Here is a 25265-nt window from a genome sequence, read left to right as displayed (position 1 = left end):
ACAGGGGCTCGCCCCCTACCGCTTACCGCTCTACCCAACCGACAGGTGGTGTCATACGTGCGCCTGCGCACCCCCCTTGCCCTGCTCGGGGCCGCCGTGCTCGTGCTCGCGGGACCGCCGTTGCTCTCCACGGGCAGCGACGCCGAGACCGGCACGCAGATCCCCGGCCTGCGCTTCATGGTTCCCAACACGCCGGGCGGCGGCTACGACATCACCGCCCGCACTGCCGCGAAGAACGCCGAGGACGCCGGGCTCACGCACAACATCGAGGTGTTCAACCTGCCCGGCGCGGGCGGCACCGTGGGCCTGAGCCGGCTGGTGAGCGAACACGGCAACGGCAAGCTCGCCATGTCCATGGGCCTCGGCGTGGTGGGCGCCGCCCGTTCCAACCACGCGCCCAAGACCCTCGCCGACACCACGCCGATCGCGCGGCTCACCGAGGAGCAGGACGTCGTCGTGGTCGGCAAGGACTCGCCGTACAAGACGATCGACGAACTGATCACCGCCTGGAAGAAGGACCCGGGCAAGATCCCTGTCGGCGGCGGTTCGTCGCCGGGCGGGCCGGACCACCTGGCGCCGATGCTGATGGCACAGGCCGCCGGGATCTCCCCCAAGTCGGTCAACTACATCCCCTTCGACGGCGGCGGCGAACTGCTCGCCTCGATCCTCGGCAACAAGGTCGGGTTCGGGGTCTCCGGTGTCGGCGAGTACCTGGACCAGATCAAGGCCGGCGAGCTGCGGGTGCTCGCGGTGACCGGCCCCGAGCGGGTCGACGACCTGAAGGACGCGCCGACGCTGAAGGAGTCCGGTTACGACGTGGACTTCACCAACTGGCGCGGCATCGTCGCCCCGCCCGGCCTGTCGGAGGCGGAGCGGAACAAGCTGACCCGCCTGTTCGAGGAGCTGCACGACTCTCCGGAGTGGAAGAAGTCGCTGGACCAGAACGGCTGGGACGACGCCTTCCTCACCGGTGACGAGTTCGGCGCGTTCCTGGACGCCCAGGACAAGCGTGTGGTGTCGGTACTGAAGGAGCTGGGACTGTGACGACGCGGACCGGCTCCTCCCCGGCGCCCGACCCGACCCCCGCCCCGGCGGCCGAACGGCGCTCGTGGCTGCGCGACCACTCCGAACTGGGCGTGTGCGTCCTGCTGCTGGCGCTCGGTGTGCTCGTGCTGACCGACGCGCTCACCATGGACGTCGACATCACCCAGCGTGGGCCGGTGGGCCCCAGGACCGTGCCGATCGTGGTCGGCATGGGACTGCTGGTGATCGCCGCGCTGCTCGCCGTCGACGTCCTGCGCGGCGGCCGGGGCGAGGCGGAGGGCGGCGAGGACATCGACCTGTCCGAACCGGCCGACTGGCGCACGGTGCTGCTGCTCTCCGGGATCTTCCTCGGCGCGGCCGTACTCATCGAGCCGGTCGGTTTCCCGGTCGCCGGTGCGCTGCTCTTCTGGGGTGCCGCCTTCGCCCTCGGAAGCCGCCGCTCGGACCGCGATCCGCTGATCGCCGCGGTGCTGTCCCTGATCACCTACATCGTCTTCGACAAGTTGCTCGGAGTGCCACTGCCCGGCGGTCCGCTGATGGGAGTGCTCTGACATGAACGCCCTGAACTCCCTCATGGACGGCTTCGGTACGGCCCTCACGCCGCTCAACCTGCTGTGGGCCGCCCTCGGTGTGCTGCTCGGCACGGCCATCGGTGTGCTGCCCGGCATCGGCCCGGCGATGGCGGTGGCGCTGCTGTTGCCGGTGACGTACGGACTCGACCCCGTCGCCGCCTTCATCATGTTCGCCGGCATCTACTACGGCGCGATGTTCGGTGGTTCGACCACCTCGATCCTGCTCAACACCCCCGGCGAGAGCGCCGCCGTGGTGGCGGCCATGGAGGGCAACCCCATGGCCAAGTCGGGGCGCGGCGCCCAGGCGCTGGCGGCCGCCGCCATCGGTCACTTCGCGGGCGGCATGATCGGCACGATCCTGCTGGTGGCGCTGGCGCCGACGGTCGCGGACCTGGCGGTGGACATCGGCGCGCCGGACTACTTCGCCATCATGGTGCTGGCGTTCATCGCCGTGACCTCGGTACTCGGTTCGTCGCGCATCAGAGGTCTGGCCTCCCTGCTGATCGGCCTGACGATCGGTCTGGTGGGCCTGGACCAGATGACGGGGCAGCAGCGGCTGACCTTCGGTTCGCTGCAACTCGCGGACGGCGTCGACGTGGTGATCGTCGCGGTCGGCCTGTTCGCGATCGGCGAGGCACTGTGGGTGGCGGCCCACCTGCGGCGCGCGGCGGCCGAACCCATCCCGGTGGGCCTTCCCTGGCTCGGCCGTGCCGATGTGAAGCGGACCTGGAAGTCCTGGCTGCGCGGCCCGTTCATCGGCTTCCCGTTCGGCGCCATCCCGGCGGGCGGCGCGGAGATCCCCACGTTCCTGTCGTACGTCACGGAGAAGCGCCTGTCCAAGAACAAGGACGAGTGGGGCAAGGGCGCCATCGAGGGCGTGGCGGGGCCCGAGTCGGCGGCGTCGGCCTCGGCGGCGGGCACGCTGGTGTCCATGCTGACCCTGGGCCTGCCGACGACGGCGGTCGCGGCGGTCATGCTGGCCGCCTTCCAGCAGTACGGCATCCAGCCCGGCCCGCTGCTCTTCGAACGCGAACCCGAGCTGGTGTGGGGCCTGATCGCGTCCCTCTTCGTCGGCATGGTGCTGCTGCTCGCGCTCAACCTGCCGCTGGCACCGGTGTGGGCCAAGCTGCTGCGCATCCCCCGGCCCTACCTCTACGCGGGGATCATGTTCTTCGCGGCGGTCGGCGCGTACGCGGTCGGCGGCGAGGTCGTCGACCTGGTGATCCTGCTCATCATCGGCCTGGTCGGCTTCGGCATGCGGCGCTACGGGCTGCCGATCCTGCCGGCCGTCATCGGTGTCATCCTCGGCCCGAACGCCGAGCAGCAGTTGCGCCGCGCCCTGCAGATCAGCGACGGCAGCGTGACGGGCCTGGTCAACACGCCGTTCGCGGTGACGGTGTACGCGGTGATCGTGCTGCTGCTGGCGTGGCCGCTGCTGAAGCGGCTGGTGATCCGGGGACGGCCCCGGGCCGACGCCTGATCCTCGGCCCCGGAAGCTCAGCCGGACCTGGCGGTCGGGGCTGTCCTTGTCGGTGTCCACCAATCCCCGTCAGGACAACCCCAGCCTCTCCGGATCGCGGATCGCGGATCGCGGATCGCGGATCGCGGATCGCGGATCGCGGATCGCGGATCGCGGATCGCGGATCGCGGATCGCACCAGCCTGGCGCCGTGGTCATACCCTTCCGGGATGACCACGGGCGGCTGGGTTCCCCTGGGAACATAGGGTCGAAGGACACCCAGGAGGGGGAGCGTGACCGAAACGGGCAACACCCGATCCGCCGCCGGTGAAGCGCGAGAGGCGCCACGAAGCCGACTGCAGCGCGTGATGGGCTACATCCCCCTGATCGCGCCCGTCCTGCTGTGGGCCGTTCCGTGTTGGGTTCTCCTGCATACCGGTCAGCACTGGCCGCTCCCCGCCGAACTGATCGGCACCGCACTGTTCGTCCTCGGCCTGATCGGCATGCCGCTCGCGATGGTGCGCGGCCACGGTCGGCGGCAGCAGGACCGGGCGGCGATCGTAGGTGACACGCTGCTGGGCAGCGTCTGGGTCCTGTTCACCTGGTCCGTTCTGCTCGGCGTGCTGCTCCGGCCCGCCCTGTCCGTGGCCGGCGTCGGTGACGGACAGGACCGGGCGCGCATCGTCACCTGGGCCGTCCTCGGCGTAACCGCCGTACTGCTCGCCTGGGGGTACGCCGAGGCGCGACGCGTGCCACGCGTGCGCCGACTCGACGTGCGACTCCCGCGTCTGGGAGAGGGGTTGGACGGCACCCGAGTCGTACTGATCACCGACACCCACTACGGTCCCCTCGACCGCGCCCGCTGGTCGGCGCGGGTCTGCGAGACGGTGAACGCCCTGGACCCCGATCTGGTCTGCCACGCCGGCGACATCGCGGACGGTACGGCCGAACGCCGTCGCGCCCAGGCCGCCCCACTGGGCACCGTGCAGGCGACTCGGGCCCGTGTCTACGTCACCGGCAACCACGAGTACTACAGCGAGGCCCAGGGCTGGGTCGACCTGATGGAGGAGCTGGGCTGGGAGCCGCTGCGCAACCGCCATCTGCTGCTCGAACGCGGGGGTGACACGCTCGTGGTCGCCGGCGTCGACGACGTCACCGCGGAGTCCTCCGGGCTGGCGGGTCACCGCGCCCACCTCGACGGAGCCCTCCACGGCGCCGACTCCGGCTTCCCCGTCCTGCTCCTCGCCCACCAGCCCAAGTTCATCGACCGCGCGGTAGCCCACGGCATCGACCTCCAGCTCTCCGGCCACACCCACGGCGGCCAGATCTGGCCCTTCCACCACTTGGTCCGCCTCGACCAGCCAGCCCTCGCCGGTCTCAGCCGCCACGGCACTCGCACCCTCCTCTACACCAGCCGCGGCACCGGCTTCTGGGGCCCGCCCTTCCGCGTCCTCGCCCCCAGCGAGATCACCCTGCTCGTGCTCCGCTCCCCGCAGCGGTCCACCTCGCCGTAGGGATGGGCGGCCACCAGGCCGTCGTGCTCCAGCTCCCGGTACGCCTCGAGCACCGTGTTCGCGTTGACCGCCGTCTGCCTCGCCACATGCTTGACGGTCGGCAGCCGGTCCCCTGCCGGCCCTTGACCCTCACGTGACGTCAGGCTGCATAGTCGGAGCCGTGGAGGATCACTGGACCGTGGGACGCGTGGCCGAACTGGCCGACGTGAGCGTCCGCACGCTGCATCACTATGACGAAGTCGGGCTCGTGCGTCCGTCGGCGCGTACCGCGGCTGGGTACCGGGCCTACTCGGCGGGCGACGTGGAGCGGCTCAGGGAGGTGCTGGCCTACCGGCGGCTGGGCTTCGGGCTGCGGGAGGTCGCGGAGCTGGTCGGCGACTCGTCGACCGACGCGATCGCGCACCTGCGCCGACTGCGCGGCCTGGTACTGGAGCGGCGTGATCGCGCTGACGCCATGGTGGCAGCCATCGACAGGGAACTCGAGGCACGGGCGAAGGGACTGAAGGTGACACCGGAGGAACAACTGGAGATGCTCGGTGCACGGTTGTACGACGCGATCGGCGGCGCCTACACCGCGACACGGCGGACCGAGCCTCGCATCGCCGCGCAGATCTGGGAGGCTCTCGGGGACGCGCGGACGGTGCTGAACGTCGGTGCCGGCACCGGTTCCTACGAGCCTGCCGACCGCGACGTGACCGCGGTGGAGCCATCGGCTGTCATGCGGGGGCAGCGGCCTGCCGGCTCGGCGCCGTGCGTGGCCGCCGGCGCGGAGAACCTGCCGTTCGAGGACCACTCCTTCGACGCCGCGATGGCCGTCTCCACCGTTCACCATTGGGGAGACCCGATAGCTGGGCTGCGTGAGATGCGGCGTGTGGCCCGCCGCGTGGTGGTGCTCACGTTCGACACCGACGAGCCCGGATGGCAGGACCGGTTCTGGCTCACCCGCGACTACCTGCCCGAGTTCGCCGCCGTTCTCGGAGAGTTTCCCTCGCTGGCCGGGATGGCCGACGCGATCGGCGCCCGCGCCGAGCCGGTGCCCATCCCATGGGACTGCGCTGACGGCCTGTTCGAGGCGTACTGGCGCCGACCGGGCGCGTATCTGGAGGATCACGTACGCCGTGCGTCGTCGGTGTGGACGAGGGTCGGGCCGGAGGCCGAGCAGCGGGCGGTGCGAAGCCTCAGCGACGACCTCGACTCCGGCCGGTGGTCCGAGCGCAACAGCGACCTCGCCGGCCTCGACGCGGCAGATCTGGGCCTCCGCCTGCTCACATCCTGAATGGACGCCGGCCGCGCCCTTGCCCGAGCGCCCCCAGGCCGGCGACCGTCCCCGCCGAAACCACTTCCCACAGCGGCTACAGCACAGTGCCGGGCGACTTCTGAGGGTCCCGGGGCCACCCGGCACCGTGCTGCCGTTGTCTCAGCCCAGGCTCGCGAGCAGTTCGACGTCCGCCGGGTATCACCGCGCCGCATGTCGCAAACGGCGAAGTCGTTGCCGCCCTCACCCGCGACAGCCGGCACACACCGAGCAGGCACTTCTCGCCAGAGCGTGAGGAGGATCAGCGGCCGTACCCAGGGCGGCCCTGGTCGCCCTGGGTCAGCCCAGGAAGCTCAGCCGGACCCTGCGGTCGGGGTTGTCCTTGTTGGTGTCCACCAGGCACACCGACTGCCAGGTTCCGAGTTCCAGGCGTCCGCCGATCACCGGCAGGGTCGCGTGCGGGGGTACGAAGGCGGGCAGGACGTGGTCGCGGCCGTGGCCGGGGCTGCCGTGGCGGTGCTGCCAGCGGTCGTCGGCGGGGAGCAGGGTGTGCAGGGCGGCCAGCAGGTCGTCGTCGCTGCCCGCGCCCGTCTCGATGACCGCGATCCCGGCCGTGGCGTGCGGGACGAAGACGTTGAGGAGGCCGTCGCGGCCGGCCGCCGCCTCGCGCAGGAAGGACTCGCAGTCACCGGTGATGTCGGCGACGCGCTCCGCCGAGCCGGTGGCGAGGTTCAGGACTCGAGTGGTGAAGGCATCTGGCATGTCTCCCATCCTCGCGTACACGGCGGCCGGGCGCGGGAACGTCGGGCCCCTGATCCTCCTGGGCCGGGCCGGGCCGACCGAGGGCTGGGGCCGGACGGGCTGGGGGCTGGGGCCGGACGGGCTGGGGGGAAGATCGAGGTCCTCCGCTCCGTTGGTAGAAGCGTGAACAACACACGCGAGGTCGAGGTCGTCGTCATCGGTGCCGGTCAGGCGGGGCTCGCCGCGGCCTACCACCTGCGGCGCACCGGGTTCGAGCCGGTGCGCGACTTCGTGGTGGCCGACCACTCCCCCGCGCCGGGCGGCGCCTGGCAGTTCCGCTGGCCGTCGCTGACGTACGGCAAGGTGCACGGCATGCACTCGCTGCCGGGTATGGAGCTGACGGGTGCGGACCCGGCGCGGCCGTCGGCCGAGGTGGTCGGTGAGTACTTCGCGGCGTACGAGCGGGCCTTCGACCTGCGGGTACGGCGGCCCGTCGACGTCCGTGCGGTGCGCGAGGGGACGGGCGGGCGGCTGCTCGTCGAGACGTCGGCGGGGACCTGGTCGACGCGGGCTCTGATCAACGCGACCGGCACCTGGGACCGGCCTTTCTGGCCCCGCTATCCGGGCCAGGCGTCCTTCCGGGGGCGGCAACTGCACACGGCGCGGTACGCCGGTCCCGAAGAGTTCGCCGGGCGGCGCGTGGTCGTGGTGGGCGGGGGCGCCTCGGGAACGCAGCACCTGCTGGAGATCGCCCCGCACGCCGCGGCCACCACGTGGGTGACCAGGCGGCCCCCCGTCTTCCGCGAGGGGCCATTCGACGAGGAGGCGGGCCGGGCCGCGGTGGCTCTGGTGGAGGAGCGGGTGCGGCAGGGGCTGCCGCCGAAGAGCGTGGTGTCGGTGACCGGGCTGCCGCTGAACGAAGCGATCCGCGCGGGGCTGGAGTCGGGGGTGCTGGACCGGCAGCCCATGTTCGACCGGATCACGCCCGAGGGGGTCGAGTGGGGCGACGGGCGGCGGGTGGCCGCGGACGTCATCCTGTGGGCGACCGGTTTCCGGGCCGCCATCGAGCATCTGAGGCCGCTGCGGCTGCGGGAGGCCGGCGGCGGGATCCGTGTCGAGGGGACGCGCGCGGTCACGGACCCGCGGATCCATCTCGTCGGCTACGGTCCCTCGGCCAGCACCATCGGCGCCAACCGGGCCGGACGCGCGGCCGTACGGGACATCAGGCGGCTGCTGGCCGAACAGGCGCCGGTCGCCGCGTGACGCCCCGCCCGGTCACTTGGCCTGGGCCTCCTTCGAGGCGCTCTCCTGGATGCGGTTGAACTCGGCGACGTTGCGCTGGTGCTCGGCGTAGTCGGCGGTGAAGCGGGTGTCGCCCGGCTTGACCGTGACGAAGTACAGCCAGTCACCGGGCGTCGGATTGATCGCTGCACTCATCGCCTCGTCACCGGGGTTGTCGATGGGGGTGGGCGGCAGCCCCATGCGCTGGTACGAGTTGTAGGGGCTGTCGATCTTGGTGTCCTTGGTGGTGGTCTCCAAGGTGGAACGGCCCAGGGCGTAGTTGATGGTGGAGTCCATCTGCAACGGCATGCCGCGTTCCAGCCGGTTGAAGACCACCCGGGCCAGCTTGCCCATGTCCTCCTTGGCGTCGGCCTCCGCCTGCACGATGCTGGCGATGGTGACCGCCTGGTAGACGTTGAGCGCGTTGCGCTGGGCGCCGGCGGCGACCGGCGCGCCGGTGAACTTCTTGTTCGCCGTGTCGACCATGGCCGTCAGCAGTTTCTCCGGGGTCGGGTTCTCCCCGAGCGGATAGGTCGCCGGGAAGAGATAGCCCTCGGGGTTGCCCTCGGCGTCGTTCGGCAGCTTGAGGTTGGCCTTGGCGAGGGACTTCTTCGTGGTGCCGGGGGGCAGGGCGAGGGTCTTGTCGACGGCCTCGTAGACCTGGGTCGCGCGCCAGCCCTCCGGGATCACCAGGGACGTGGGGCGGGACTCGCCCTCGTCGTCCGTCGTCAGCAGCGGCACCGCCACGGCGGTACCGGCCACGACGGCGCCGGTCACGATCAGGGCGATGCGGCCCCGGCGCGTCAGTCGGATCGTTCTCCTGGTGCCTCTCGTGCTCCGTCGCGGAGTGTTCGTCTGCATGCGGGCACGGTAACCCCCATTCATACGCAAACCCGGCATATCGTCATCTTGTCGGTTCCAGTCGGGCGTCCCGGCGGACCAGGGCCGCATAGCGCCCGTCCCGCTCCAGCAGCTCCTCGTGCCTGCCCTGTTCGGCCAGGCGCCCGGAGTCGAGGACCACGATCCGGTCGGCGTCCCGGACGGTGGACAGGCGGTGCGCGATGGTGATCGTGGTGCGGTTGGCGGACAGGGCGTCGATGGCGCCCTGTACGGCGGCCTCGGTACGGGTGTCCAGCGCGCTGGTCGCCTCGTCCAGGACGAGGACGGGCGGGTCGCGCAGGATGGTTCGGGCGATGGCCAGGCGCTGCTTCTCGCCGCCGGAGAAACGGTGTCCGCGCTCGCCGACCACCGTGTCGTAGCCGTCGGGCAGGGCGTTGATGTGCTCGTGGATCTGGGCCGCCCGCGCCGCCGCCTCCAGTTCCGCGTCGGTGGCGTCCGGCTTGGCGAAGCGCAGGTTCTCGGCGACCGAGGCGTGGAAGAGGTACGTCTCCTGGGAGACGACTCCGACGGCACGGGCGAGGGTGTCGAAGTCGAGGTCGCGCACGTCGACCCCGTCGAGGGTGACCCGGCCGTCCGTCACGTCGTACAGCCGCGGCACCAGGTGACCCAGCGTGGACTTGCCGGCGCCGGTCGGGCCGACGACGGCGAGACTGCTGCCGGCGGGGACGGTGATGTCGATGCCGTCGAGGATCGGTCCGCTCTTGCCGTCGTAGCGGAACTCGACGTTCTCGAAGCGGACCTCGCCCTTGACGTGGTCGAGGTGGACGGCGCCGTCCCGCTCGGTGATGTCGATCGGCAGGTCGAGGTACTCGAAGATGCGCTGGAAGAGCGCGAGCGACGCCTGGATCTGGACGCCGGTCGACAGCAGGCTCACGGCCGGGCGGAACAGTCCCTGCTGGAGCGAGACGAAGGCGACGATCGTGCCGAGGGAGACGCCCGGGCCGCCGAGTTGCAGTGCGACGCCCGCGGTCCAGTAGATGACGGCCGGCATGGCCGCCATGACGACCGTGATGACGGCCATCCGCCAGCGGCCGGCCATGTTCGACTTCACTTCGAGGTCGACCAGGCTCTCGGACTCGTCGGAGAAGGCGCGGGTGAGCGAGTCGGAGCGGCCCATGGTGCGGCCGAGCAGGATGCCGCTGACGGAGAGCGACTCGGTGACCGTGGCGGCCATCGCGGCCATCTGCTTCTGCCGTCGGGTGGTGATCTTCCTGCGTTCCCTGCCGACTCGGCGGCTGATCCACACGAAGACGGGGAGCAGGAGCAGCGAGACGATGGTCAGGCGCCAGTCGAGGACGACCATCGCGACGATCGTGGCGACCACGCTGGTGAGGTTGGAGACCAGGGAGGTCGCCGTGGAGGTGACGGTGGCCTGCATGCCGCCGATGTCGTTGGCGATGCGGGACTGGACCTCGCCGGTGCGGGTGCGGGTGAAGAAGGCGAGGGACATTCGCTGGAGGCGGCCGTAGACGGCGGTGCGCAGGTCGTGCATGACGCGCTGGCCGACGGTCGTGGAGATCAGCGTCTGCAGCACGCCGAAGACGCTGGTGAGGACGGCGCCGAGGATCATGCCGAGGGCGAGCAGGCTCAGCAGGCCCGTGCGCCCCTCGGGAATCGCGACGTCGAGGATCTCCTTCAGCAGGAAGGGGGTGGCGACCGAGACGAGCGACGCGGCACCGACGAGCAGTCCGACGATCGCGAGGCGGCCGCGGTAGGGCCGGAAGAGTCTTAGGATGCGACGCACCTGCCGCGGTTGTTCCTCCGCGTCGGCGGGTGCGGTCCAGGCGGTTTCGTGGTCGGGATGCATGGGCTCCTACGGGGGTGGGCCGGGAGGGAGGCCGACGACTGCGGGTGGCGACCTTCGCGGAGTGCCGGCGACCTTTCGGATCGTAGCTCATTGTTACCTATACTCACAATGAACGTCATCCTGATATTGTTCCCGTATGACCGCCCCCGATTCCGACGGCCCGCTCGCCGAGCAGTTGCTGCGGCTCACCCGCCGGGTGCACCGCATTCAGAAGCGCCATCTCGAGCACCGCGACCTCGGCATCACACCGGCCCAGTCCCGGCTGCTGCGCACCCTGGGGCACTACGGCTCGCCGCCCCGCATGGCCGATCTGGCCGAGCGCCTGGAGGTCGTGCCCCGGGCGGTGACGACGCTGGTCGACGGGCTGGAGGCGGCCGGCAAGGTGCGCCGGGTCCCGGACCCGGCCAATCGCCGGGTGATCCGGATCGAGCTCACCGCCAACGGGCGTACGGCTCTGGGGGAACTGCACGGCGCCCGCCGGTCCGCGGCGGAGGAGATCCTCGCCCCGCTGACGGACGAGCAGCGCGCGGTGCTCGGCGGGCTGTTGGACACGCTGATCGACGGGCCCTGTCCCGGGCCCGGCCGTCGGACGCAGTGACCGGGACTCGCACCCTCTCAGGCCTTCAGGTGCGCCCTGTCCCCCATGACCGCCACCGGGTGCCGGTCCGGGTCCAGCGTGCGCAGCAGGTGCTCCATCGCCGGCTCGGGCAGGCTGACGCAGGCCGAAGTCCCGCTGCCGTGGTCCATATGCAGCCAGATCCCACCGCCCTTGGAGGCGCCCTCGGGTCGCGTCGGATCGTTCGGCGGGGTGCCCTTGACCCGGTTGTAGTCGATGGCGATGACGTAGTCGAAGTCGTGCCAGTACGACTTGTCCCACGACCGCGGTGCGGCGAAGGCGGCGGACCGGGTGTACGGCAGGCCGGTGCCGGGGGCCCGATCCGGGTCCGGAAGGACACCGCCCGCGTCGCTGAGTGTGAACACGCCCACGGGGCTGCGCTTGTCGTTCTCGTGGTGGTCGGTCGTCCACCCCTTCGTTCCGTTGTGCGCCGCCCAACTGCGGTCCCGGTGCCAGGCGGAACCCTGCTTCGTGTACAACACCACCGTCGAATCGGCGGATTCGCTGCCGTCGCCGTACACCGCGACGACCTGACGGGAGTCCGCCGGGATGCGGCGCTGGAGCCGGTCGCCGACGCCGGGAATCCGTGTCGGGTCGGCCGTGCCGGCACTGCTTCGGCCCGAACCGTCGTCGGCGGGAGCGCTCGCCGAGACGTCCGAGCCGCGCCCGGACGGGCCGCCGCACGCGGACAGCGCCGTCATCAGGGATCCAAGGGCCACCATCGCGACCGCCGTACGCCGTGCACCACCGCTCCGCATCGGTCCATGGTCCCACTCGCACCGGTCCAGCACCGGAGCGGTGCGACGGGTGACAGCCGGATTCGTATCCCGCCGCGGAAAACCGCTTGATTTTGGGCACTCCGCGACGCGAACCTTTCACGGTTTGCAGCCTCTCGATGCCGTGTTGCAACGGCACCCCCTGACACGAGCCACTGGGACGCCATGCAGATCCAAGACCTTCCGTTTCCCGATCCGGGCGTGCCGGACGCGCGCTCGGGGCCCCGATTTCTGTGGTGGCTGTTCCGCAACCAGCTGGGTGGGCAACTCAAGTCGCTCGCCTGGGGCCTGCTGCACTTCGCCTCCGTCTCCGCCCTGCCGTTCTGCGTCGGTCTCGCCATCCAGGCCGTCGTCGACCGTTCCGGTACCCGGCTCGCCCTCGCGGGCGGCGTCATGGTGCTGTGCTGCGCCGGCAACGCGATCGGCGACACCTTCCTGCACCGCTCCGCCGTCACCAACTGGATCACCGCCGCGGCCCGCGTCCAGCAGTTGCTGGCGCGCAAGACCGCGCTGCTGGGCTCGGCGCTGACCCGGCGCGTCGCGGCGGGCGAGGTCGTGGCCGTCTCCACCGGTGACGTCGAGAAGATCGGCTGGTTCGTGGAGGCCGTCTCCCGCTTCACCGCGGCGGCACTGACCATCGTGCTGGTCTGTGTGGCCCTGGTCGTCTACGAGCCGGCGCTCGGCATCGTCGTGATCCTGGGCCTGCCGGTGCTTGCCCTCGCGGTACTGCCCCTGCTGCCCCGGGCCACCCGGCGGGCCGACGTCCAGCGCGAGAAGGCGGGCCGCGCCACCGAACTGGCCTCGGACACCGTCGCCGGGCTGCGCGTGCTCCGCGGTATCGGCGGTGAGGAACTCTTCCTCGACCGCTACCGCAGCGCCTCCCAGGAGGTGCGCCACGCGGCCGTGCGCAGCGCCCGCATGTGGTCCCTGATCTCCGCGATCCAGGTACTGCTGCCGGGACTGCTGCTGATCGCGGTGGTGTGGCACGGCGTCCACCTGGCCCGCGAGGGCCGCATCGGCGTCGGTGAGCTCGTCACGGTCTACAGCTCCGTCATGATCCTCACCTACCCGCTCAGGCACTTCGAGGAGATCGCCATGGCGTACTCCTTCTCCCGGCCCTCGGCCAAGCGGGCCGCACGGGTGCTCGCGCTGGAACGGGCCACCGACACCGCGGGGTCGCGCGCCGCCGAGGTCCCCACCGGGGACCTGTACGACCCCACCACCGGTCTCCTCGCCCCGGCGGGCCGGTTCACCGCCGTGGTGTGCGGCGACCCCGACGAGGCCGGGCGCCTGGCGGAACGACTCGGTGGGCACCCGTCGCAGGAGGGCACGTCGACCCTGCTGGGCGGGGTACCGCTCGACGAACTGCCGCTGAGATCCGCGCGCACCGCCGTCCTGGTCCAGGACAAGGACCCGGTGCTGCTCTCCGGCACATTGCGTGAGCTGCTCGACGTGCCCGCCTCCGGTGCGGTCGGCGCCGAGGACGCGCTGGCCGCCGCCCAGTGCGACGACGTACTGGCGGCACTCGCACAGGGGTCACTCGGCGCCGACGACCCGATGGACGCCCGCATCACCGAGCGGGGCCGCTCACTGTCGGGCGGCCAGCGCCAACGGCTGGCGCTGGCCCGGTCCCTGATCACCGACCCGGAGGCACTCGTCCTCGACGAACCGACCTCCGCCGTGGACTCGCACACGGAGGCACGGATCGCACAGGGGGTGCGCACCCTGCGCGCCGGACGCACCACCGTGGTGTTCACCTCGTCTCCGCTTCTGCTGGACCGCGCGGACCGGATCGTGTTCCTGCACGACGGCGAGGTGGCGGCGGTCGGCGCACACCGGGAACTGCTGCACACCGAGCCCCGGTACCGGGCGGTGGTGACCCGCGAGACCGACGAGGAGACCGCGCCGCACGGGGACGGGACGCACGGGGCCACCACGCACAGGGGCGGGGCGCACGGGGACGCGACACCGGCCGGGGACCAGCCGACCAAGGCACTGGGCGAGGCCCTGGACGACGCCGTCCTCGGCGACGACGACGTACTGCACCGACTGGAAGAGATCGAGGAGACGGCATGATCGGCGTCGCGCCACCGTCGTACGACCCGGCGGCCCCGACGACGGCGAGCACCCTGCCCGTCGGCGCGCCCGCGACCGTACGCGCGTACGCGGGAGAACTGCTGCGCCGGCACCGCCGTGCGTTCCTCTTCCTCGTCAGCGTCAACACCGTCGCCGTGATCGCCTCGATGGCGGGCCCCTACCTGCTGGGCGGGCTCGTGGAACGGGTCTCGGACGACGCGCGCGAGCTGCACCTCGGCCTCACGGCCACGGTGTTCGTGCTCGCGCTCGCCGTCCAGGCCGTGTTCGTGCGGGAGGTGCGGCTGCGCGGGGCCATGCTCGGCGAGCGGATGCTGGCCGATCTGCGCGAGGACTTCCTCGTGCGGTCGGTCGGCCTGCCGCCCGGCGTGCTGGAACGGGCCGGCACGGGCGACCTGCTCTCCCGGATCACGACCGACATCGACCGGCTCGCCAACGCCATGCGCGAGGCGGTGCCCCAGCTGGCGATCGGCGTGGTGTGGGTGGTGCTGCTGCTCGGCGGGCTCGTGGTCACGGCTCCGCCGCTGGCGCCCGCGGTGCTCATCGCGGTGCCGCTGCTGGTGATCGGCTGCCGCTGGTACTTCCGGCGGGCGCCCTCCGCCTACCGCTCGGAGGCCGCCGGGTACGCCGCCGTGGCCGCGGCGCTCGCCGAGACCGTGGACGCCGGGCGCACCGTCGAGTCGCACCGCCTGGACGCCCGTCGCATCGAGTTGTCGGAGCGCCGGGTCGAGGAGTGGACGGCCTGGGAGCGCTACACGCTCTGGCTGCGGTCGGTGCTCTTCCCGGTCATCAACGTCACCCATGTGACCGTGCTCGCCTCCGTTCTGCTGATCGGCGGTGTGTTCGTCCTGCAGGGCTGGATCGGGGTCGGTCAGCTGACCACCGCGGCGCTGATCGCGCAGATGCTCGTCGACCCGGTCGGCATCATCCTGCGCTGGTACGACGAGCTCCAGGTGGCGCAGGTGTCCCTGGCCCGGCTGGTGGGTGTGCGGGACATCGAGCCGGACGCCGGTGACCCTTCGCTGGCTCCCGACGGACGGCACGTGCACGCCGACCGCGTGCACTTCGGGTACGTGGAGGGCGTGGACGTCCTGCGCAAGGTGTCGCTGGAGGTCGCCCCCGGCACGAGGCTCGCCCTGGTCGGCCCCTCCGGTGCCGGCAAGTCCACGCTGGGCAGGCTGCTGGCCGGCATCTACGGTCCCCGCGACGGCCGGATCACCCTGGGCGGCGCGGAGCTGTCCCGGATGTCCGCCGAACGGGTCCGCTCGCACGTCGCCCTCGTCAACCAGGAGCACCACGTCTTCGTGGGCTCCCTTCGCGACAACCTCCGCCTCGCCCGGACCGGCGCCACCGACGCCGAGCTGTGGGCGGCGCTGGGCGCGGTCGACGCGGACGACTGGGCCCGCGCTCTCGACGAGGGCCTGAACACCGAGGTCGGCTCGGGCGGCTTCGCGCTCACCCCCGCCCAGGCCCAGCAGATCGCGCTGGCCCGTCTGGTGCTGGCCGACCCGCACACCCTGGTGCTGGACGAGGCGACGTCCCTGCTCGACCCGCGAGCCGCACGCCACCTCGAACGGTCCCTGGCCAGGGTCCTGGACGGCCGCACGGTGGTCGCGATCGCCCACCGCCTGCACACCGCCCACGACGCGGACGTCATCGCCGTCGTCGAGAAGGGCCGGATCAGCGAGCTGGGAAGCCACGACGAGCTCGTCGCGGCGGACGGCGCCTACGCGGCGCTGTGGCGGTCGTGGCACGGGTGATCCCTCAGACCCCCGGTGGCACCCGACCGGTACCCGGGCGGAGCAGACCGGGGGTCGGTCAGGCCCGGCCGGGGGGCGGTCGCATACGGCCGGGGCTCGGCACGGCCCGACCGGGGCTCGGCACGGTTCCTCCCGCCGGTCGGCCGGAGCGGGCCTCCGGTCGGCCCGGTGGGTCGAGGGTGCCGTGAGGCGCCGGTCGACGGCCGTGCCGTTGCGCGGTCCCGAACGGGAGTGGAAGTCTGGGAGGAGGCACCGGCTCGGGGTAGGCCCGGGAACCGTGCGGTTCCGAGACGGGTGACGCCTGTGCCCCGTGCAGCGGCGACCCGCCGCGGTCCACGGCGAGAAGGGGCCCGTCCCCACCCCCTGGAGGTACCCGTGAACAGCGCCGACGGATGGGGAGATGACGTCTACCAGCCCGACGGATCCGAGCAGCGGGAGGACACCGGTCTCCTCGACGGCGAGGACACCCTCGAGTACGACGGTGTCACCGATCCTCTTGACCGGGGCTGGTCCCCGCCCGAGCGCCCCTGGGCGGTGGAGCACACGGGTGTGACGGCCGCCGAACGGCACCGTGGCGAGACGCTGGAGCAGCGGCTCGCCGAGGAACGGCCGGATGTGCTCGTATCCGACGGCGACGGACTGGGCGACTCCGAGGGCACCGACGGGGAACTGCTGGACAACGAAGTCGGCGCGGACCGTTCGGGTCGGCTCGTGGCACCCGACGAGGGGGCGCACGAGGACGAGGAGCCGGCGCTGGTCGCCATGGACGTGGGCATCGACGGCGCGGCCGCCTCCGCCGAGGAGGCCGCGATGCACGTCGTCGACGAGGACTCCCTGCCCGGCTGACGCCACCCATGACGGCGTTCGCGTGCCGTCACCCCGATGATCCGCGCCGTTTGAGGAGCAGCCATGCAGCAGGACAAGCATCCCGAGTACCGGCCCGTCGTCTTCCGCGACCGCAGCGCCGGGTACGCCTTCCTCACTCGGTCCACCGCGACCAGCGACCAGACCATCGCGTGGGACGACGGCGAGACCTACCCGGTGGTGGACGTGGAGATCTCCTCGGAGAGCCACCCCTTCTACACGGGCAAGGCGCGGACGGTGGACTCGGAGGGGCGTGTCGCCCGCTTCGCGCGGCGCTACGGCCAAGGCGAAGGCGAAGGCGAAGGGCAGGGTGCCGACGGGACCGGCTGAGCGGGCCGGACCACGCATAGGCCTCAGATGAAGTTGAGTGCCGCCGCGCCGCCCACTCCCCCGAGCAGCATGAACGCCGGCATCAGCACCTTCAGCTCCACCCAGCTGCCCGCCCGGAACCGCATGGGCTTCGGCGGGCCGATGGGGTACCAGCGCTTGCGGCCCACGGGTATCGGCCAGAGTATGGGGCAGCCCGAGACGGTCAGCGCGTCCCCGATGTCGTGCACCAGCGCGCCGAGCACGATCGGCAGCCCCAGCCACAGGTACTCCTGGCCCGGTGCGGTGAACAGCCAGTCCGCGCCCCCGTCCGGCTTGTCCAGTATTCCGGCGAGGATCCACGCGCTGGTCCCGGCCAGCAGCCAGACCAGTACGTCGCTGCTGGAGCCGCGGGTCGCCCGCCAGAGAAGGCCCTCGATCGCGAGCACCATGTGCACGAAGAGGATCGCCAGGACCGCCCAGCGGCCACCCGTGATGGCCAGGACCGAAGTGCCCCCGCCGATCAGAACCGCCCACAGCCAGGTGTGCGTCAGCGTTCGGTGCCCGCCGGAGCGGCGCGGGTCGCCCGGTTTCTTCGTGGCCTTGTAGACGGCGTACGACAACTTGTCGACGATTTCGCACAGCCCCCGCGAGACCGGTCCGAAGGCCCGGGAGATGGTGGCCGCCTTGTGGTCGAGATCCGGGGCGAGCGCCGCTCCGGCACAGATCAGAGCTCCGGCGAGCAGCACCGGCCAGGGCATCGAGTGCCCTGCGGCGGCGGTCGCCGCCCCGACGCCGAGCCACGCCGCGGCGCCCGACAGTGAGTGCGCTGGTCCCATCATCGCCGTTGCCCGCCCCATTCCTCGTGTGCCGCTGTGCAGTTGTCCGGGTCCGCTGATGCCTCGTCGGCGACCCAGCGTAGCGTTCGTGATCTTCATGCGGACAGCCGATTCCCCCATCACGGCCGAGGCCAGGCAAGATGGGTGCGTGACCCTCATCGATCAGCTGCCGCGGACCGCCGACCCCGATGCCCTGTACGAAGCCTTCGAGGCGTGGGCCCAGGAGCGCGGTCTCACGCTCTACCCTCATCAGGAGGAGGCGCTGATCGAGGCGGTTTCCGGCGCGAACGTGATCGTGTCGACGCCCACCGGCTCCGGCAAGAGCATGATCGCGGCGGGCGCCCACTTCGCCGCTCTGGCCCGGGACGAGGTCACCTTCTACACGGCTCCGATCAAGGCGCTGGTGTCGGAGAAGTTCTTCGAGCTGTGCAAGATCTTCGGCACCGAGAACGTCGGCATGCTGACCGGCGACGCCTCCGTGAACTCCGACGCCCCCGTCATCTGCTGCACCGCCGAGGTCTTGGCGTCGATCGCGCTGCGCGACGGCAAGCACGCGGACATCGGCCAGGTCGTCATGGACGAGTTCCACTTCTACGCGGAACCGGACCGCGGCTGGGCGTGGCAGATTCCCCTGCTGGAACTGCCGCAGGCCCAGTTCGTCCTGATGTCGGCAACGCTCGGTGACGTCTCCTTCTTCGAGAAGGACCTCGCGCGCCGCACCGGCCGCCCCACAGCGGTGGTCCGCTCGGCGACCCGGCCCGTACCGCTCTCCTACGAGTTCCGCTACACGCCCCTCACGGAGACGCTCACCGATCTGCTTGCGGCTCGGCAGGCCCCCGTCTACATCGTGCACTTCACGCAGGCGCAGGCCGTGGAGCGGGCACAGGCGCTGATGAGCATCAACATGTGCACGCGGGAGGAGAAGGAGCGGATCGCCGAGCTGATCGGCAACTTCCGCTTCACCACGAAGTTCGGCCGCAATCTCTCCCGCTACGTCCGGCACGGCATCGGTGTCCACCACGCCGGCATGCTGCCCAAGTACCGGCGACTGGTGGAGAAGCTCGCGCAGGCCGGCCTGCTGAAGGTGATCTGCGGAACGGACACGCTCGGCGTGGGCGTCAACGTCCCCATCCGGACCGTGCTGTTCACGGCGCTGACCAAGTACGACGGCACGCGGGTGCGCACGCTGCGGGCCCGGGAGTTCCACCAGATCGCCGGCCGGGCCGGGCGTGCGGGGTTCGACACGGAGGGTTTCGTCGTCGCCCAGGCGCCCGAGCACGTCGTCGAGAACGAGAAGGCGCTCGCCAAGGCGGGCGACGACCCGAAGAAGCGGCGCAAGGTCGTCCGCAAGAAGGCGCCCGAGGGCTTCGTGGCCTGGTCGGAGAGCACGTTCGACAAGCTCATCACCTCCGAGCCGGAGCCGCTGTCGTCCCGTTTCCGGGTCACGCACACCATGCTGCTGTCGGTGATCGCCCGGCCCGGTGACGCCTTCAAGGCGATGCGGCACCTGCTGGAGGACAATCACGAGCCGCGCAAGCAGCAGCTCCGGCACATCCGGCGGGCGATCGCCATCTACCGCTCGCTGCTGGGCGGCGGCATCGTCGAGAAGCTCGACCAGCCGGACGCCGAGGGCCGCATCGTGCGTCTCACGGTGGACCTGCAGCAGGACTTCGCGCTCAACCAGCCGCTGTCCACTTTCGCCCTGGCCGCCTTCGAGCTGCTGGACCCGGAGTCGCCGTCGTACGCACTGGACATGGTGTCGGTCGTGGAGTCCACCCTGGACGACCCCCGGCAGATCCTCGCCGCCCAGCAGAACAAGGCGCGCGGTGAGGCCGTGGCCGCGATGAAGGCGGACGGCGTCGAGTACGAGGAGCGCATGGAGCGCCTCCAGGACATCACGTACCCGAAGCCCCTGGAGGAGCTGCTCTTCCACGCCTACGACACGTACCGCAGGAGCCACCCGTGGGTCGGTGACCATCCGCTGTCCCCGAAGTCGGTCATCCGGGACATGTACGAGCGGGCGCTGACCTTCACGGAGCTGGTCTCCCACTACGAACTGGCCCGCACCGAGGGCATCGTGCTGCGCTACCTCGCGAGCGCCTACAAGGCCCTCGATCACACCGTCCCGGACGACCTGAAGTCCGACGACCTGCAGGATCTGATCGAGTGGCTCGGTGAGATGGTGCGCCAGGTCGACTCCAGCCTGCTGGACGAATGGGAGCAGCTCGCCAACCCGGCGGAGATGACCGCCGAGGAGGCGCAGGAGAAGGCCGACCAGGTGCGGCCGGTCACCGCCAACGCGCGCGCGTTCCGTGTCCTGGTCCGCAACGCCATGTTCCGCCGGGTCGAGCTCGCCGCCCTCGACCAGGTCGACGCGCTGGGCGAGATGGACGCCGACGCCGGCTGGGACGCCGACGCGTGGGGCGAGGCCATGGACAAGTACTGGGACGAGTACGAGGACCTCGGCACCGGTCCGGACGCCCGCGGCCCCAAGCTGCTGGTGATCGAGGAGGAGCCGCGGAACGGCCTGTGGCGCGTACGCCAGATCTTCGACGACCCGAACGACGACCACGACTGGGGCATCAGCGCGGAGGTCGACCTCACGGCCTCCGACACGGAGGGCCGGGCGGTCGTCCGCGTCACCGATGTCGGCCAGCTGTGAGCACAGGAGAATCCCACCCATGACGAATCCGGCCGAGAGCCTTGTCGCCCTGCTCGACCTGGAGCAGATCGAGGTCAACATCTTCCGTGGCCGCAGCCCCGAGGAGTCGCTGCAGCGGGTCTTCGGCGGCCAGGTGGCAGGCCAGGCGCTGGTCGCCGCGGGCCGCACCACTGAGGGCGACCGCCCGGTGCACTCGCTGCACGCGTACTTCCTGCGCCCGGGGCGCCCGGGCGTGCCGATCGTGTACCAGGTCGAACGGGACCGGGACGGGCGGTCGTTCACGACCCGCCGGGTCACCGCAGTGCAGCAGGGCCGCACGATCTTCACGCTCACCGCCTCCTTTCACAAGCCTGAGCAGGGGAGTTTCGAGCACCAGTTGCCTCCGGCCCGCAAGGTCCCGGATCCCGAGTCCCTGCCGACGGTCACCGACGAGGTGCGGGAGCACCTTGGTGCGCTGCCGGAGCAGTTCGAGCGGATGGCCCGCCGCCAGCCCTTCGACATCCGCTACGTCGACCGGCTGCGCTGGAGCGCCGAGGATGTCGAGGACGCCGAGCCCCGCAGCGCGGTGTGGATGCGCGCGGTGGGCCCGCTCGGCGACGACCCGCTCGTGCACACCTGCGCCCTGACCTACGCCAGTGACATGACCCTCCTGGACGCCGTACGCATCCCGGTCGAGCCTCTGTGGGGTCCACGGGGCTTCGACATGGCGTCGCTGGACCACGCCATGTGGTTCCACCGGCCGTTCCGCGCGGACGAGTGGTTCCTGTACGACCAGGAGTCGCCGATCGCGACCGGTGGACGGGGTCTGGCGCGGGGACGGATCTATGACGCGCAGGGGCGCATGCTGGTGTCCGTCGTCCAGGAAGGGCTGTTCCGGGCCCTGTAGGTCAGGAGCCTCTGCGCCGCAGCCGGCCCAACAGGTCGCGGAACCGTCCGGGTTCCTCGGCCTCGTGCGGTGTGGCTTCCCGGGCCGGTGGGGTCGGCAGGGGGCGAAGGGCCGGGCGCGGCGCCGGACGCTGCCCGCGTGCGGCTTCCACCGCGCCCGCCAGGTCCGTGCGGAGCCAGTCGATCTCGTCCGGGTCCGCCGCCGTCATGATCTCCTCGGCGAGCTGCGCGGCCGGGGAGCCGGGCGAACCGTGGGCGGGCGGCACCGGGCGGAACCGGTGCAGATAGGAGCGCTCGTAGGGGTCCCTGACGACTCCGGAGACCTCGGCCGGGTCGAGCACTGACGCGACGGCCGCGGCACTGGCCCACGGGTCGTCGGCCTGGCGGAGCAGGAACCCCAGGTGCCGGCCCCGCCAGTTGCGGGGACGCAGGTCCAGGCCCTCCGTCAGCTGGCCCCGCAGGCCCTCGGGCGTACGGCCCTTCAGCAGCGCGGCGTTCCTCTCGTCGGCCGCGAACTGCCGCAGCTCGTCGGCCAGATACAGCCAGACGACGGCGCGATAGCGGTTGACGTAAAACTTCACAGGCACCAGGAGCCCCAGTCGTGCGAGGCGGGTGAACCGGGCCCCGGGAACTTTCATGAGGGCAGCGCCTTCCATGGTCCCGACGGCGCGGACGCTGTCCCGCAGCGTCTCGGGGAAGCCCTCCCCGGCCCGGATCCGTTCGATCTCGTCACGCGCGACGCGTCGGCCGCCTCCTCCCTCGTCGGGTACGGTGCGGATGCGCCCGAGGTGTACGGCGAGGTCGAACTCACTGCGCCTGAGACCCAGTTCTCGTGCCGCGCGGTTCGGGGCGAGCGAGGGGTCGTGGGTGGCGCGGCCGGTGGTGCCGATCTGCTCGGCAGTGGCCGTGATCTTGTGCGTGATGGTGTTCCCGGACATGGTCTTCTCCCCCGTGGAGTGTGCGGCCGGTGCTGTCCGCCCCCGCCTGACACAAGACCGTATCCGCTGCCGCGACATCCGTGGCAGGCCTGTGGACAACTCCGGAGCCGCCTCCACGAAAGTATGGAAAGCCCAGGTCAGAGGTCTGTGGGTGATATCCGGCCCGGCTGTCGCGCGTCGACGTCTAGGTGCTCACCGACCCGGTTCACGAGCAGGGTCATCTCGTACGCGATCTGCCCGATGTCGGTCTCCGCGCCGCTGAGCACGCACAGGCAACTGCCCGAACCCGCCGCGGTGACGAACAGTACGGCGTCGTCGAACTCGACCATCGTCTGTCGTACCTGACCCGCGCCGAAGTGGCGGCCCGAGCCCTTGGCCAGGCTGTGCAGTCCGGACGAGACGGCGGCGAGGTGCTCGGCGTCCTCGCGTCGCAGACCCGTACTCGCCCCGGTCACCAGCCCGTCGTTGGACAGGACCAGCGCGTGCCGGACGTGTTCGACGCGCTCGGTCAGGTCGTCCAGCAGCCAGCCAAGTCCCTGGTTCTGCACCATCGTCCGGTCTCCCCGTGTCGTCCCCGTATGCGTGCTCTCCTCCTGGTCGGAGGATCTGCCCGCCAGCCTTCACCACGCTTGTGCTCCGGGCAAGGAGGATGGGGGCATGGCACAGAAGATGACCGATGAGGAATGGCGGGCGTTCGTCTCGGACGGCACCCGCACCGGGAAGCTATCGACCGTTCGGGCTGACGGCAGCCCGCATGTGGCGCCGATCTGGTTCCTGCTGGACGGGGACGACATGGTGTTCAACACCGGCAAGGACACCGTGAAGGGACGCAATCTGGCCCGTGACGGCCGGGTCGCCCTGTGCGTGGACGACGACCGGCCGCCCTTCGACTTCGTCGTACTGCAAGGGCGCGCACGGATCTCGGAGGACCTCGACGAACTCCGGCACTGGGCCGCCAGGATCGGGGCCCGGTACATGGGCGAGGAGCGCGCCGAGGAGTTCGGGGCCCGCAACGGCGTTCCGGGCGAGCTCCTCGTCCGCGTCACCGTGGACAAGGTCCTGGCTCAGAAGTCCGTCGCGGACTGAGAGGTCCTCCGGGCCGGAGGTGGTGACCCGACGGTTCGAACCAGTTCAGTACGGTTCAGTCCGTTTCGCTCCGGTCAGCGTACGGAGTCGAGCAGCCGGGCGGTGTGCATCCGCCCGGCGTACTCGACGAGCCGGATCAGCACCTCCTTCCCCGAGTCGCGGTCCCGGGCGTCGCACAGCACTACGGGCGTACCCCGGTCGAGGTCGAGGGCCCGCAGAACATCCTGGGCGTCGTAGCGGCGCGCCCCTTTGAAGCAGTTGACGGCCACCACGAACGGGATGCGCCGGTGCTCGAAATAGTCGACCGCCGGGAAACAGTCCGCCAGGCGCCGGGTGTCCGCGAGGACGACAGCACCGAGTGCACCCTGTGAGAGTTCGTCCCACAGAAACCAGAAGCGGTCCTGGCCCGGTGTGCCGAAGAGGTAAAGGGAGAGGCCGGACCGGATGGTGATGCGTCCGAAGTCCATGGCGACGGTCGTGGTGACCTTGCGGTCGATGCCGTCGGTGTCGTCCACCAGTCGCCCGGCCTCGCTGAGCATTTCCTCCGTGCGCAGCGGCCTGATCTCGCTGACCGCGCCCACCAAGGTGGTTTTGCCAACGCCGAATCCTCCGGCGACCAGGATCTTCAACGCCAGCGCGGTCGTGTCACCGTCCGTGGCGTCGGAGTGCTCGGAGACCATCGATCACTTCTCTCGGTCCGGGTGGTCGTGAATGTAACTGCCGGTCATGGCCTTTCGGCCTCATTTACAGTGCGCGGAGTCCGTCGATCACTTCGCGCAGGATCCGTTCGTCGGGCAGCTGGGCGGGCGGTACGGGACGGCTGACGGTCACGGAGCCGAGTTCCACCAGGTCTCCTAGGAGCACCCTCACCACGCCCACGGGCAGATCCGCGTCCGCGGCGAGTTCGGCGACCGACTGGGTCTCCGTGCGGCACAGATCGATCAGGGTCCGGTGCTCCGGTCCGAGCACGGTGTCGTCGGTGCCCGGCGCGTCAGGGGCTCGTGCGACGAGGGCGATCAGGTCGAACCGCACCCCCGTGGGGCCGGGTCGCGTGCGGCCGCCTGTCATCGCGTAGGGCCGGACGAGGGGTCCGGCCTCGTTGTCGTACCACCGGCTGCCCGGCCGCTCCCGGCCGCCGCCCGTAGTGTCGTCGGTCATCCGCGCGGCCCTCCCGGGTCATCCGCCGGCGGGAGGCCGCGCGGTGGTGCGCGGCGCGGTGTGGAGGTGCTCGCCGACGCGTCTGACCAGCCGTGCCATCTCATAGGCCACCAGGCCGATGTCGGCGGTCACGGCGGTGAGGACGGCGAGGCAGGAGCCGTCGCCCGCGGCGGCCACGAACAGGAAGCCGTCGTCCATCTCCACCATGGTCTGGCGCACGCCCCCGGCGCCGAAGTGCCGGCCCGCGCCCTTGGCCAGGCTGTGGAAGCCGGAGGCGACCGCTGCCAGGTGTTCGGCGTCCTCACGGCCGAGGCCGGTCGACGCGCCCACGGCGAGTCCGTCGTTCGACAGCACCACGGCGTGCCGTACTTCGCTCACGCATACGACGAGGTCGTCCAGCAGCCAGTCGAGTTCGCGGGTCCTCCGGGCGCTCCCGGCGCCGGGGTTGTAAATCATGCTGGGTCTCCTTTATTGCTGTCGCCGCCGGCCGGCGCATCCGGCGGTGCTCCGCGGCCGGGTCGCCGGCCACCACCGCGCGACCAGCCGGCGCGGTATGCGGCCATGCGGTCCCGTACGACTTCGGGGGTGCGCTCGTCGTCTCCGGGCGGCGGGGACGACCACGCGGGGTCGGCGGGGCGCCCGTCGCGCAGTTGGGGAGCGAGACTGGCCTGCCGCACGCGACGAGGGAGGTCGTCGGACTCCCCGACGG

24 protein-coding genes and 1 pseudogene are annotated in these 25265 nt (G+C 71.2%); 14 read left to right on the top strand and 11 right to left on the bottom strand.

The features are described from left to right. Positions 1-57 precede the first annotated feature (57 nt). The 4 genes from EBH09_RS32560 (at position 58) to EBH09_RS32540 (ending at position 4588) form a co-directional block, all read left to right on the top strand. Positions 58-1044, top strand: a complete 987-nt coding sequence (locus EBH09_RS32560; RefSeq protein WP_193776650.1) for a tripartite tricarboxylate transporter substrate binding protein — start codon at positions 58-60, stop codon at positions 1042-1044. After that, positions 1041-1595, top strand: a complete 555-nt coding sequence (locus EBH09_RS32555) for a tripartite tricarboxylate transporter TctB family protein (protein WP_121750427.1) — start codon at positions 1041-1043, stop codon at positions 1593-1595. Before EBH09_RS32560 ends, EBH09_RS32555 begins: the two co-directional genes overlap by 4 nt. A 1-nt stretch (position 1596) precedes the next feature. Then, positions 1597-3096, top strand: a complete 1500-nt coding sequence (locus EBH09_RS32550) for a tripartite tricarboxylate transporter permease (RefSeq protein ID WP_121750426.1) — start codon at positions 1597-1599, stop codon at positions 3094-3096. A gap of 271 nt (positions 3097-3367) precedes the next feature. Next, on the top strand, positions 3368-4588 hold the full coding sequence (locus EBH09_RS32540; protein WP_121750424.1) for a metallophosphoesterase: 1221 nt from the start codon (positions 3368-3370) through the stop codon (positions 4586-4588). Here EBH09_RS32540 and EBH09_RS39485 read toward each other — a convergent pair. After that, a pseudogene (locus EBH09_RS39485) lies at positions 4588-4701 on the bottom strand (GntR family transcriptional regulator); the annotation flags it as partial. The gene EBH09_RS32540 and the pseudogene EBH09_RS39485 overlap by 1 nt on opposite strands. A 65-nt stretch (positions 4702-4766) precedes the next feature. On the opposite strand from EBH09_RS39485, the gene EBH09_RS32530 reads away from it, so the two are divergent. After that, a complete protein-coding gene (locus EBH09_RS32530) occupies positions 4767-5864 on the top strand; it encodes a MerR family transcriptional regulator (protein WP_193776750.1) in 1098 nt (365 codons plus the stop codon). Positions 5865-6182: 318 nt separating this feature from the next. Here EBH09_RS32530 and EBH09_RS32525 read toward each other — a convergent pair whose 3' ends face one another. Further along, the gene (locus EBH09_RS32525; protein ID WP_121750421.1) at positions 6183-6605 is read right to left on the bottom strand and encodes a YjbQ family protein; all 423 of its coding nucleotides are present in this window, start codon (positions 6603-6605) and stop codon (positions 6183-6185) included. Positions 6606-6767: 162 nt separating this feature from the next. On the opposite strand from EBH09_RS32525, the gene EBH09_RS32520 reads away from it, so the two are divergent. After that, a complete protein-coding gene (locus tag EBH09_RS32520; RefSeq protein ID WP_121750420.1) occupies positions 6768-7847 on the top strand; it encodes an NAD(P)-binding domain-containing protein in 1080 nt (359 codons plus the stop codon). A 12-nt stretch (positions 7848-7859) separates the two neighbouring features. On the opposite strand, the gene mltG is transcribed toward EBH09_RS32520, so the two are convergent. Then, the gene (gene mltG, locus EBH09_RS32515; protein WP_193776649.1) at positions 7860-8726 is read right to left on the bottom strand and encodes an endolytic transglycosylase MltG; all 867 of its coding nucleotides are present in this window, start codon (positions 8724-8726) and stop codon (positions 7860-7862) included. A gap of 43 nt (positions 8727-8769) precedes the next feature. Continuing rightward, positions 8770-10572 carry an ABC transporter ATP-binding protein gene (locus EBH09_RS32510; RefSeq protein WP_121750419.1) on the bottom strand — a complete coding sequence of 601 codons (1803 nt, stop codon included), beginning with the start codon at positions 10570-10572 and terminating at the stop codon, positions 8770-8772. A 136-nt stretch (positions 10573-10708) separates the two neighbouring features. Between EBH09_RS32510 and EBH09_RS32505 the strand changes: the two genes are divergently transcribed. Continuing rightward, positions 10709-11170, top strand: a complete 462-nt coding sequence (locus EBH09_RS32505) for a MarR family transcriptional regulator (protein ID WP_121750418.1) — start codon at positions 10709-10711, stop codon at positions 11168-11170. A 17-nt stretch (positions 11171-11187) separates the two neighbouring features. Here EBH09_RS32505 and EBH09_RS32500 read toward each other — a convergent pair whose 3' ends face one another. Then, the gene (locus tag EBH09_RS32500; RefSeq protein WP_121751114.1) at positions 11188-11946 is read right to left on the bottom strand and encodes a hypothetical protein; all 759 of its coding nucleotides are present in this window, start codon (positions 11944-11946) and stop codon (positions 11188-11190) included. A 183-nt stretch (positions 11947-12129) separates the two neighbouring features. Here EBH09_RS32500 and EBH09_RS32495 point away from each other — a divergent pair, with 183 nt between their 5' ends. From EBH09_RS32495 to EBH09_RS32480, 4 genes are all read left to right on the top strand, one after another. Continuing rightward, positions 12130-14040, top strand: a complete 1911-nt coding sequence (locus EBH09_RS32495; RefSeq protein ID WP_121750417.1) for an ABC transporter ATP-binding protein — start codon at positions 12130-12132, stop codon at positions 14038-14040. Further along, a complete protein-coding gene (locus EBH09_RS32490) occupies positions 14037-15818 on the top strand; it encodes an ABC transporter ATP-binding protein (protein WP_121750416.1) in 1782 nt (593 codons plus the stop codon). The genes EBH09_RS32495 and EBH09_RS32490 overlap by 4 nt, the downstream gene beginning before the upstream one ends. A gap of 375 nt (positions 15819-16193) precedes the next feature. Beyond that, a complete protein-coding gene (locus EBH09_RS32485; RefSeq protein ID WP_121750415.1) occupies positions 16194-16664 on the top strand; it encodes a DUF5709 domain-containing protein in 471 nt (156 codons plus the stop codon). A gap of 63 nt (positions 16665-16727) precedes the next feature. Beyond that, a complete protein-coding gene (locus EBH09_RS32480; protein WP_121750414.1) occupies positions 16728-17012 on the top strand; it encodes a type B 50S ribosomal protein L31 in 285 nt (94 codons plus the stop codon). Between the two features lie 23 nt (positions 17013-17035). On the opposite strand, the gene EBH09_RS32475 is transcribed toward EBH09_RS32480, so the two are convergent. After that, the gene (locus EBH09_RS32475) at positions 17036-17830 is read right to left on the bottom strand and encodes a metal-dependent hydrolase (protein ID WP_121750413.1); all 795 of its coding nucleotides are present in this window, start codon (positions 17828-17830) and stop codon (positions 17036-17038) included. A 145-nt stretch (positions 17831-17975) separates the two neighbouring features. Between EBH09_RS32475 and EBH09_RS32470 the strand changes: the two genes are divergently transcribed. Then, positions 17976-20489 carry a DEAD/DEAH box helicase gene (locus tag EBH09_RS32470; RefSeq protein WP_193776648.1) on the top strand — a complete coding sequence of 838 codons (2514 nt, stop codon included), beginning with the start codon at positions 17976-17978 and terminating at the stop codon, positions 20487-20489. A 19-nt stretch (positions 20490-20508) separates the two neighbouring features. Beyond that, positions 20509-21375, top strand: a complete 867-nt coding sequence (locus EBH09_RS32465; protein WP_121750412.1) for an acyl-CoA thioesterase II — start codon at positions 20509-20511, stop codon at positions 21373-21375. 1 nt (position 21376) lies between these two features. Here EBH09_RS32465 and EBH09_RS32460 read toward each other — a convergent pair whose 3' ends face one another. Together EBH09_RS32460 and EBH09_RS32455 are read right to left on the bottom strand one after the other, a co-directional pair. Further along, entirely contained in the window at positions 21377-22312 is a 936-nt protein-coding gene (locus tag EBH09_RS32460; protein ID WP_121750411.1) for a DUF6397 family protein, read from the bottom strand. A 137-nt stretch (positions 22313-22449) separates the two neighbouring features. Continuing rightward, positions 22450-22863: a roadblock/LC7 domain-containing protein gene (locus tag EBH09_RS32455; protein WP_055420617.1), complete on the bottom strand. Its 414-nt coding sequence runs from the start codon at positions 22861-22863 to the stop codon at positions 22450-22452. A 106-nt stretch (positions 22864-22969) separates the two neighbouring features. Here EBH09_RS32455 and EBH09_RS32450 point away from each other — a divergent pair, with 106 nt between their 5' ends. Then, positions 22970-23398 carry a PPOX class F420-dependent oxidoreductase gene (locus EBH09_RS32450; protein WP_121750410.1) on the top strand — a complete coding sequence of 143 codons (429 nt, stop codon included), beginning with the start codon at positions 22970-22972 and terminating at the stop codon, positions 23396-23398. 74 nt (positions 23399-23472) lie between these two features. On the opposite strand, the gene EBH09_RS32445 is transcribed toward EBH09_RS32450, so the two are convergent. The 3 genes from EBH09_RS32445 to EBH09_RS32435 form a co-directional block, all read right to left on the bottom strand. Then, complete coding sequence (locus EBH09_RS32445; RefSeq protein WP_121750409.1) at positions 23473-24078, bottom strand: ATP/GTP-binding protein; 606 nt, start codon at positions 24076-24078, stop codon at positions 23473-23475. Between the two features lie 64 nt (positions 24079-24142). Next, on the bottom strand, positions 24143-24556 hold the full coding sequence (locus EBH09_RS32440; RefSeq protein WP_121750408.1) for a DUF742 domain-containing protein: 414 nt from the start codon (positions 24554-24556) through the stop codon (positions 24143-24145). A gap of 18 nt (positions 24557-24574) precedes the next feature. Further along, on the bottom strand, positions 24575-25012 hold the full coding sequence (locus tag EBH09_RS32435; RefSeq protein ID WP_121750407.1) for a roadblock/LC7 domain-containing protein: 438 nt from the start codon (positions 25010-25012) through the stop codon (positions 24575-24577). Positions 25013-25265: the final 253 nt, after the last annotated feature.

Origin of the sequence: Streptomyces sp. E2N166, assembly GCF_003671715.1 — a bacterium.
GTDB lineage: Bacteria > Actinomycetota > Actinomycetes > Streptomycetales > Streptomycetaceae > Streptomyces > Streptomyces thinghirensis.
Note: the sequence above shows the minus strand (reverse complement) of the source record. Positions and strands in the feature narration are given on the sequence as shown.

Bases quoted from the DNA above. Each gene is read 5' to 3' on its own strand.
- EBH09_RS32510 (WP_121750419.1), bottom strand. From the start codon at position 10,572: ATGCATCCCGACCACGAAACCGCCTGGACCGCACCCGCCGACGCGGAG.
- EBH09_RS32525 (WP_121750421.1), bottom strand. From the start codon at position 6,605: ATGCCAGATGCCTTCACCACTCGAGTCCTGAACCTCGCCACCGGCTCG.
- mltG (WP_193776649.1), bottom strand. From the start codon at position 8,726: ATGCAGACGAACACTCCGCGACGGAGCACGAGAGGCACCAGGAGAACG.
- EBH09_RS32445 (WP_121750409.1), bottom strand. From the start codon at position 24,078: ATGGTCTCCGAGCACTCCGACGCCACGGACGGTGACACGACCGCGCTG.
- EBH09_RS32435 (WP_121750407.1), bottom strand. From the start codon at position 25,012: ATGATTTACAACCCCGGCGCCGGGAGCGCCCGGAGGACCCGCGAACTC.
- EBH09_RS32440 (WP_121750408.1), bottom strand. From the start codon at position 24,556: ATGACCGACGACACTACGGGCGGCGGCCGGGAGCGGCCGGGCAGCCGG.
- EBH09_RS32460 (WP_121750411.1), bottom strand. From the start codon at position 22,312: ATGTCCGGGAACACCATCACGCACAAGATCACGGCCACTGCCGAGCAG.
- EBH09_RS32500 (WP_121751114.1), bottom strand. From the start codon at position 11,946: ATGCGGAGCGGTGGTGCACGGCGTACGGCGGTCGCGATGGTGGCCCTT.
- EBH09_RS32495 (WP_121750417.1), top strand. From the start codon at position 12,130: ATGCAGATCCAAGACCTTCCGTTTCCCGATCCGGGCGTGCCGGACGCG.
- EBH09_RS32480 (WP_121750414.1), top strand. From the start codon at position 16,728: ATGCAGCAGGACAAGCATCCCGAGTACCGGCCCGTCGTCTTCCGCGAC.
- EBH09_RS32550 (WP_121750426.1), top strand. From the start codon at position 1,597: ATGAACGCCCTGAACTCCCTCATGGACGGCTTCGGTACGGCCCTCACG.
- EBH09_RS32475 (WP_121750413.1), bottom strand. From the start codon at position 17,830: ATGATGGGACCAGCGCACTCACTGTCGGGCGCCGCGGCGTGGCTCGGC.
- EBH09_RS32455 (WP_055420617.1), bottom strand. From the start codon at position 22,863: ATGGTGCAGAACCAGGGACTTGGCTGGCTGCTGGACGACCTGACCGAG.
- EBH09_RS32465 (WP_121750412.1), top strand. From the start codon at position 20,509: ATGACGAATCCGGCCGAGAGCCTTGTCGCCCTGCTCGACCTGGAGCAG.
- EBH09_RS32450 (WP_121750410.1), top strand. From the start codon at position 22,970: ATGGCACAGAAGATGACCGATGAGGAATGGCGGGCGTTCGTCTCGGAC.
- EBH09_RS32490 (WP_121750416.1), top strand. From the start codon at position 14,037: ATGATCGGCGTCGCGCCACCGTCGTACGACCCGGCGGCCCCGACGACG.
- EBH09_RS32505 (WP_121750418.1), top strand. From the start codon at position 10,709: ATGACCGCCCCCGATTCCGACGGCCCGCTCGCCGAGCAGTTGCTGCGG.